General features: G+C 40.6%; 5 protein-coding genes. 1 reads left to right on the top strand and 4 read right to left on the bottom strand.

From position 1 onward, the window contains the following. Positions 1–726: 726 nt before the first annotated feature. The 4 genes from ACEW80_RS23235 to ACEW80_RS23250 form a co-directional block, all read right to left on the bottom strand. The gene (locus ACEW80_RS23235; protein ID WP_373528859.1) at positions 727–1,845 is read right to left on the bottom strand and encodes an ABC transporter permease; all 1,119 of its coding nucleotides are present in this window, start codon (positions 1,843–1,845) and stop codon (positions 727–729) included. Between the two features lie 41 nt (positions 1,846–1,886). After that, a complete protein-coding gene (locus ACEW80_RS23240; RefSeq protein ID WP_373528860.1) occupies positions 1,887–2,993 on the bottom strand; it encodes an ABC transporter permease in 1,107 nt (368 codons plus the stop codon). Between the two features lie 210 nt (positions 2,994–3,203). After that, a complete protein-coding gene (locus tag ACEW80_RS23245; protein WP_373528861.1) occupies positions 3,204–5,147 on the bottom strand; it encodes an ATP-binding cassette domain-containing protein in 1,944 nt (647 codons plus the stop codon). Beyond that, complete coding sequence (locus tag ACEW80_RS23250) at positions 5,144–6,523, bottom strand: HlyD family secretion protein (RefSeq protein WP_373528862.1); 1,380 nt, start codon at positions 6,521–6,523, stop codon at positions 5,144–5,146. The genes ACEW80_RS23245 and ACEW80_RS23250 overlap by 4 nt, the downstream gene beginning before the upstream one ends. Before the next feature lie 98 nt (positions 6,524–6,621). On the opposite strand from ACEW80_RS23250, the gene ACEW80_RS23255 reads away from it, so the two are divergent. Continuing rightward, the gene (locus tag ACEW80_RS23255; protein WP_373528863.1) at positions 6,622–7,254 is read left to right on the top strand and encodes a TetR/AcrR family transcriptional regulator; all 633 of its coding nucleotides are present in this window, start codon (positions 6,622–6,624) and stop codon (positions 7,252–7,254) included. Positions 7,255–7,721: the final 467 nt, after the last annotated feature.

A 7,721-nucleotide genomic window follows, 5' to 3' on the forward strand; every position in this document is an offset into this window, starting at 1 on the left:
GATCAACCAAAAAATATGTGCAATCTTCTTCTATCTAAGTATTATTTATTCCTTGATGAATATGCGCTTTTCAAGTCAATTATGAAGCTTTTCTTAAAATAATACAAGGTATAAATTTACATTTAAACTTGGATATAGTTTTCCAGAAATATAAATTTTTAGAGCGTTTAGTTTGATATATATCTGCAAATATAGAAAATATAGAAATTTTTCAAGCGATCGCCCATATCAGATATCTTTAACAACAGCATTTTTTGCGAACTTGCGAATTTTCAATAGCTCACTTCTCTAATTTAAAGAGTGAACTCAATACGGTTCGGTTAAGGTACACAGTCTTTAATGATCCCCCTTAGTCCACGCCAGTCGCTCATGGGGGAAACCCCCAGACGCTCTCTACGTTCGCGCAGCGTGTCGCAGACAGACGCTAAAAGCGTAGCTTGCTTCTCTGTAAGAGTACGCGGACTCGCTAACGCTGCGCTATCGCTTTTAGCGTCTCCCCTTCTCCCGAAGGGAGAGCAGGGTTAGCGCGTCTCAAAGCCTATTGACAGTGGGATTCTAGGAGAGTATTGAATTTGGGAGAGATGCGGCCAACACAGAAGGCATATACTGATCATTCATAGCGGCTCGCCTTCTGCTTGTCATTTTAGAGCTTACCCAGGGATTGGGTGCTTCAACAGACGTACTAAATACGAGACAAAATCTTGAAAACTTTTCATCAGCTATTGTTTAACTTAGCTGACTCCGAAACTTGTTAATACTAATAGTTAATAGAACAACAGCAAAACAAATCAATGCTAACACATTTAACCACAGCACATCTAAACCAACTCCTTTGAGTAAAATACCTCTAACAATAGTGATGTAATGACGAAGTGGATTAAATAAAGAGATAAATTGAAATAAAGGAGGCATAGCTTCAATCGGAGATATTGCTCCAGAAGTTTGGATCATTGGTAAATTTATAAAGAACGATGTGAGTAACACTTGTTGTTGAGAACCACAAATAGTTGCCAACATAATACCCAAACTAATCCCCACAAAGACATATATACTTGACAAGGCAATAAATAGTAGGAAGCTACCACGAAATGGTAGGCTAAATACAATTGTTCCCAAAGTTAAAGCTAGTAGCACATCTCCCATAAGCAAGAATGCTAACGGGACAATTTTAGCTAATAAAATTTCCCAATTACTAGAGGGAGTCATTAATAATTGCTCTAAAGTTCCTGTATCTTTCTCGCGCACAACAGTTACTGCTGATACTAATGTGCCGATTAGTGTCAGGACTAAACCCATAACCCCTGGTACGAAAAACCAACTACTTGTGAGTCCGGGATTGTAAAGAAAAACGACTTCTGTCGAAACTGGTATACTGACTTTATTCTGTACCAAGCTGAGATTATATTGTTGAATAATCTGATTAATATAGTTAGCAGCAATCCCCGCCGTATTTGCATTTACTCCATCGACAAATATTTGAATTTCTGCTGATTTATTAGCTAGTTGGCGAGGAAAATCTGGTGGAATTATTACCCCTACATCTAGCTTACCTTCTTCTACTTGGCGGCTTAAATCTTTTTCACTGGTTGGTACAGATTCTAAGTTAAAAGTGTGATTGGATGTCATTGCTGAAACTAATTCCCGACTGGCGGAGATATTGGCATAGTCAATTACACCCAGCCGTAAATTATGGACATCCGGGTTAAGTGCAAATCCGTAAAGCAATAATTGTACTGTTGGTGGGACAATTAATAAAACAATCAATTGCCTGTTTCGGAGAATTTGATTAATTTCTTTACGAACTAATGACCAAAATGGACTATCAAATAATCGCAAAATTTTCATATATGTTTAATGGCTGATGACTAACTACAAATGACAAATGACTATTGACTAATTTGCATCCGACTTAAAAGCCGACGTGCTACATTGAAAAATACCAATCCCAGAACTGCAAGCATCAGTAAGTCAAACCAAACTCCTGTCCATCCTATACCACGCACAAAAGCATCACGGGTGACATCAATGTAATAACGAGCAGGAAATATATTAGGTGTTAGTGACAGGGGAAAAGGAATATTACTGAGAGGATAAATAAAACCAGATAGCAATAAAGATGTAATAAAGCCGACAAGAGAAACAATTTGGACTGCGGAATTTTGGTTATCGGTGCGTACACCTATAAGTAAACCAAAGGAAACACTATCCATCAAAAATAGTAGAGTTCCTAGTAATAAAGTAATGGGGTTACTAATTACGCCGATATGAAAAATTATTGACCCTAATCCTATGACTATTAAAGCTTCGGTAATCGCAATTAGCAGGTAAGCTAGTCCTTTTCCAAGTAACAGTTCAGTGGCACTAATGCTAGAAGCATAAACTTGTAAAATTGTACCTTTTTCTTTTTCGCGCACCATTGCGATCGCTGTTAGCAATGAGGGAAAAATCCACAACACTACCCCATAACTTCCCGGCACAATGTACAGCGACTCCAATCTACCAGGGTTAAACCACAAACGGATATGTGGTGTAATAATACTTGTATCTGATATTAGTCCTTGGTCTTGCATAAAGAAATTAGTTACTCTTTGAATGCTCCCTCTAATTACACGTGCATTGTTAACATCTGTGGCATCGATTAATACTTGCACCTTTGCATTTCTACCAGCTTGAATATCTCGACTGAATTGGGGAGGAATAATTACTGCGGCTTTAGCAATACTCTGATCAATTGCATCCTGTGCCGGATCATTACCTGACCATTGTCTAGGTACAAATTGATTAGTGGAATACAACCGCTCAATATAGCTTCTGCTCAGGTTTGTCCGGTCAAAATCCTGGACAATTAGGGGAATATCTTTACTCTCTAAACGAATCGCAAACCCAAAAATCATTAGAGTCAAAAACGGCAATAAAAATGCTAAACCTAAAGTTAAGCGATCGCGCCGAAATTGTGCTATTTCCTTAATACATTGAGAAAAAATTCTTTTCATTGGTGATTCTCAGTTTTCATTAAAGCCAGAATTTCTTTACAGCAGTGTTCACATACAGCACTTCCGGCAGCTATGAGGTACATCCTCATAGCTGAAAGTGATGATAGGAGAGAGGCAGGGATAAAAACTGTATTGCATAATAGCCGGAAGTGCTGTATACATTCTTAATTTCTCTCTGCGTCTGGGCGTGAGATAAAAAATGTAGCCCCCTCATGCACGTTGAACTATACCAATAAAAGCATCTTCCAAAGAAAACGGAATGGGACGCAGAGATTCAACATTAAGGTGTGCTGATTTTAAAAGCTGAGTTATTTCGGGAATTTCTTTTTCCGGTTCATCAAGAACAACGTGTAAACTATTGGCAAAAATAGAAACCCGCCACGAATCAAGACGTTGTTTAAGGATGTTGGAGGCGGTTTGATTTTGGTTGACAATAATCTCTATAAGTTGTCCTGGCTGAGAAGCTTTGATAGAACTAGGCGAACCTTCGGCGGCGATTTCTCCGGCTACCATAAAACTCATGCGGTTACATTGTTCAGCTTCTTCTAAGTAGTGCGTTGTCACCAAAATAGCTGTACCATTGCGAGCAAAGTCATTAATTAGCTTCCAAAACTGACGACGGGCTAAAGGATCTACCCCAGATGTCGGTTCATCCAGAAATAAAATATCTGGTTCGTGCATCACAGAAGCGCCAAAAGCTACTCGCTGCTTCCAACCACCCGGTAATTGTCCGGTAAGCATCTGTTCTTGTCCTTCTAAGCCACAGGTAGCAATTACCCAATCAATCTTTTCTCGCCTAAGTTTGCGGGGTACGCTGTAAATACCGCTATAAAACTCTAGGTTTTGCAGAATTGTTAAATCGTCGTAAAGAGTAAATTTCTGACTCATATAACCAATGCGTCGTCGTAAGTCACGACTACGCAGATTTCCTGTTTCACCACCAAGGGAAATTTCACCGCCACTAGCTGGGAGTAATCCACACAGCATTTTGATGGTAGTGGTTTTTCCGGCTCCATTCGCACCTAAAAGCCCGAATATTTCGCCATAGCGGACTTCGACATTAACGTTTTTGACTGCTTGGAAGTTACCAAATACACGGTTAAGATTGTGGGCAGAAATAGCGATTTGATCGGAAGAATTTTGAGGTTTGAATTGTTCCCTATTTCCTCGATGCGAACGAGGAAAGTCCAAAAATGCCGGCGCTGAACCTTGTTGTCGCAGACGGGTGACAAAGACGTTTTCTAAGGTGGGTTCGCCACGTTCAATTTTGGGGTGATACTGTTGCAGTAGTTGATTTACCTGGGTTTCGCCGAGATTCACATCTTGAACTAGAACATCCAAGCGATCGCCAAATGTCTGCACATCGACTATATTTGTCTGCACATTCTGTAAGAGAAGTTTCTCGGCTATCTCTAAATTTGCGGTTCTGACTTCTAAGCGATATAAACCTAAATTGTCGCGTAATGCTGCCGGCGTACCAATTTCGTGAATTTGACCGCTATACATCAGTGCGACGCGATCGCACCGTTCAGCTTCATCTAAATAGGGTGTGGCGACAACAATTGTCATCCCGTCGGCGGAAAGTTCTGCTAATACATCCCAAAATTCCCGCCGGGAAACTGGATCTACCCCTGTAGTCGGTTCATCTAGTAACAGCACGTCGGGTTGGGAAACCAAGGCACAACACAGCGCCAGCTTTTGTTTCATCCCCCCGGAAAGTTGACCCGCCAAGCGATCGCCAAACCTTTCTAAACTCATTAATTTTAAGTATTTCTGACGGCGTTCCCGTAATAAATCATCGCTGACTTGGCGTAATCCCGCCGCATAACGCAAGTTTTCGTCAATGCTGAGATCCAAATACAAGGAAAACTGTTGTGTGAGATACCCCGTCCTTAAACGTGCGTCCCTTGCTAGCTGACCAAATACTTGCACTTCTCCCGCCGTCGCCTCCATCACCCCACCTAAGATGTGAAAGGTAGTGGTTTTACCCGCACCGTCAGGGCCAATTAACCCAAACATTTCACCCTGATTGACAGTAAAATCAATTCCTTGGACAGCAACTAGTTTTCCGTAATGTTTATGTAAATTACTAACTTTAATCGCAGTGGTTGAGTGACTAGATAATTGCAGTGGGTTGGAAGTTGATAATTTCATTTGTTTACCTCCTTATCCTGCAACATCAATTCTGCATCTGCTGGCATTCCAATTTTTGCACAGGGCAAATCTGAACCAGAGTAGGGATTTTTTGGGTTAAAGCAGCCAGGAGGGTTTTCTAACTGAATCCGCACGCCTACTACTTGTTTTACCCGATCTTTTTGGAAGTAGATATTTTCTGGGGTAAAAGAGGCTTGAGGATCGACAGAAATCACTTTGCCCATGAGAGGTTTTTCCGGCGCAGAATCAAGAAAGATTTTAGTTGTTTGTCCTAAACGCACTTTTCCAATATCGCCTTCGGGAATAAAACCTCGCAAATATACTGTCTTGGGGTCAACTATTGTCAAAATCTTGGTTTCACTGCTGACTACTGCACCTGGTTCTGCACTCCGGGCAGTTACTACACCATCTAAAGGACTGGTAACATTTAAATCTTTTTTCGAGTCTTCTATTTGGGTGAGAATTTGCTGTTTTGATGACTTGGCATCTCTTACTTTCGCCTGAGCCGATTTTACCTTGGCTTGAGCGGATTTAAGTTGAGCAAAACTCTGGTCTTTTTTTCTTTTTAAAGCTTCTGTTTGGGCATTGCGAATCTCTGGATTGAAACTTGTGGTTTTAGCTTGGGTTAAGGCTCCGACAGCAGCACGTAATTGTTCCTGTTCGGCATTTACTGATGCTTTTCGAGCTTCTATTGTGGCTACTGCTGTATCAAAAGTAGTCTGTGCTTGGTCAAATTGTTGTTGATTAACAGCGCCTTCTTTGACTAGTTGGGCATAGCGATCGCGATTAATTTTCGCTAATTTTACTTCTGCCTCTGCTTGCTTTGTCTGTGCCTGTGCTTGTAATAATTGTGCCTTGGCTGCCGCTACATTAGACTTTGCCTGTTGAATTCTTCCTTCGGTATCTCCTTGGGATTGGTGAAAATTAAGTTTTGCTTCCCTAATTTGGCTATCAATTTCATCTATTGCACTTTCTACTTGAGTCGCATCGGAAATTGCTTGCTGTTCATCAGATTGGGCAGATGCAACCATAGCCTCAGCACCCCGCAGTTGTTCTTGGAGGATTTGGTTGTTAGTGTCATCCAACTGGATTAATTCTTCCCCCTTCTTGACTGCTGCCCCTTCCCGCACTGCAATTGCAACAATTCTTCCCGAACGCTTCACCCCAATATCAGTTTCGTAACCTTCAATTCTTCCACTCACTTTCAACACATTCGCTGGTATTTGGTGTTGATTGTGCCAAAGAAAATAAGTAATGCTACCTCCTATAACCAGCAAACCTAACAACAAAAAAATCGTTTTCTTCCGTCCCTGCTTAGATCGTGGTGCTGGAACATTTATAATCCCTTCTGGAGATGTCGAGGCAGTCTGAGACATGGTGCTACCCTATATTTTTATCATTAAATACTTACTTGGACTATCATACTAGACTGTATAGTATGATATTACAGAGATATACCAAAAAATTTACGTCTATGCCCAAAACCTCTGGTTCCCAACCTGAAACTTTATTTCGTTTAAAAGCGATTACTCCAAAACAAGAGCAAATTTTGCAAGGAGCCATGCAGGTATTCTTGAGGGATGGTTACGCTGGAACTAGTATGGATCGAGTAAGCGCGGAAGCTGGAGTATCTAAGCAGACTATATACAGTCACTTTCAAGATAAAGAAGGACTATTTAAGGCGTTGATCGAAAGGGTGACAATTGGTAGCTTTCGGGATATTTTTTGGGGACAAGATTTACATGGTGAGCCAGCGATTTTATTACGTGAAATTGCTGAAACCTATCTAACAAAAGTTGCTGAAAATCCTGAATATTTAGCACTATTCCGCTTGATTATCACTGAGTCGCAACGCTTTCCAGAATTAGCAAAACTATATACTAAAACCGTGATTCAGCGTGGACTGCAATTACTGAGTCAGTATTTTGCCTCTCACCCAGAATTAGGCATTACTGATCCAGAAGCCACAGCCCAAATTTTTTTTGGCTCAATGGTATCCTATGTGATGGTGCAGGAAATACTATATGGGAAAGAAATGATGTCATTGTCACGCGATCGCATCATAGATAGTTTAATGAGTTTCGTACTCGCCCATACAACGAAATGATGTAATTGTTAATGAAATCATTTTCCTAGATATGCCAAACTCCAGCAATTTTCATAATTTTATTCAAACCACAACAGAATCAACAGAGAACTCTGCTGAGTGAGTAAGGCTGGAGATCGTGCTTGAGTCGTCATAGTTCATACTTAGAAGTTTGCATTATTACTCCTACATAATTTGAGCCTTCGCTAAAGAGATGCGATCGCATCGTGCTATCTAGTGATGCATTAGACGCTGATATCAAGTTTTTCGTGAAAAATCGTCTCGAAAGATGCACTAGTTTTAACACTGAGGTAGGGGGTAGAAAGAGGACACTGCATTGCATCCTCTAAGAGGATGTTTGAAAAGTCATCCAACGTATGTTTGACTACTCTGGCTATCGAGAAGTTAAACGAGATAATGAGAGTTATGGGACTTGCGATCACTTCTCTAAGTTGCATTTAAGGCTCAAGCTGACACTTTTCAAACAA

Source organism: Nostoc sp., from assembly GCF_041747015.1.
Lineage (GTDB): Bacteria > Cyanobacteriota > Cyanobacteriia > Cyanobacteriales > Nostocaceae > Nostoc.

Coding starts and splice junctions, on each gene's coding strand:
- ACEW80_RS23255 (WP_373528863.1), top strand. CDS start 6,622: ATGCCCAAAACCTCTGGTTCCCAACCTGAAACTTTATTTCGTTTAAAA.
- ACEW80_RS23235 (WP_373528859.1), bottom strand. CDS start 1,845: ATGAAAATTTTGCGATTATTTGATAGTCCATTTTGGTCATTAGTTCGT.
- ACEW80_RS23240 (WP_373528860.1), bottom strand. CDS start 2,993: ATGAAAAGAATTTTTTCTCAATGTATTAAGGAAATAGCACAATTTCGG.
- ACEW80_RS23250 (WP_373528862.1), bottom strand. CDS start 6,523: ATGTCTCAGACTGCCTCGACATCTCCAGAAGGGATTATAAATGTTCCA.
- ACEW80_RS23245 (WP_373528861.1), bottom strand. CDS start 5,147: ATGAAATTATCAACTTCCAACCCACTGCAATTATCTAGTCACTCAACC.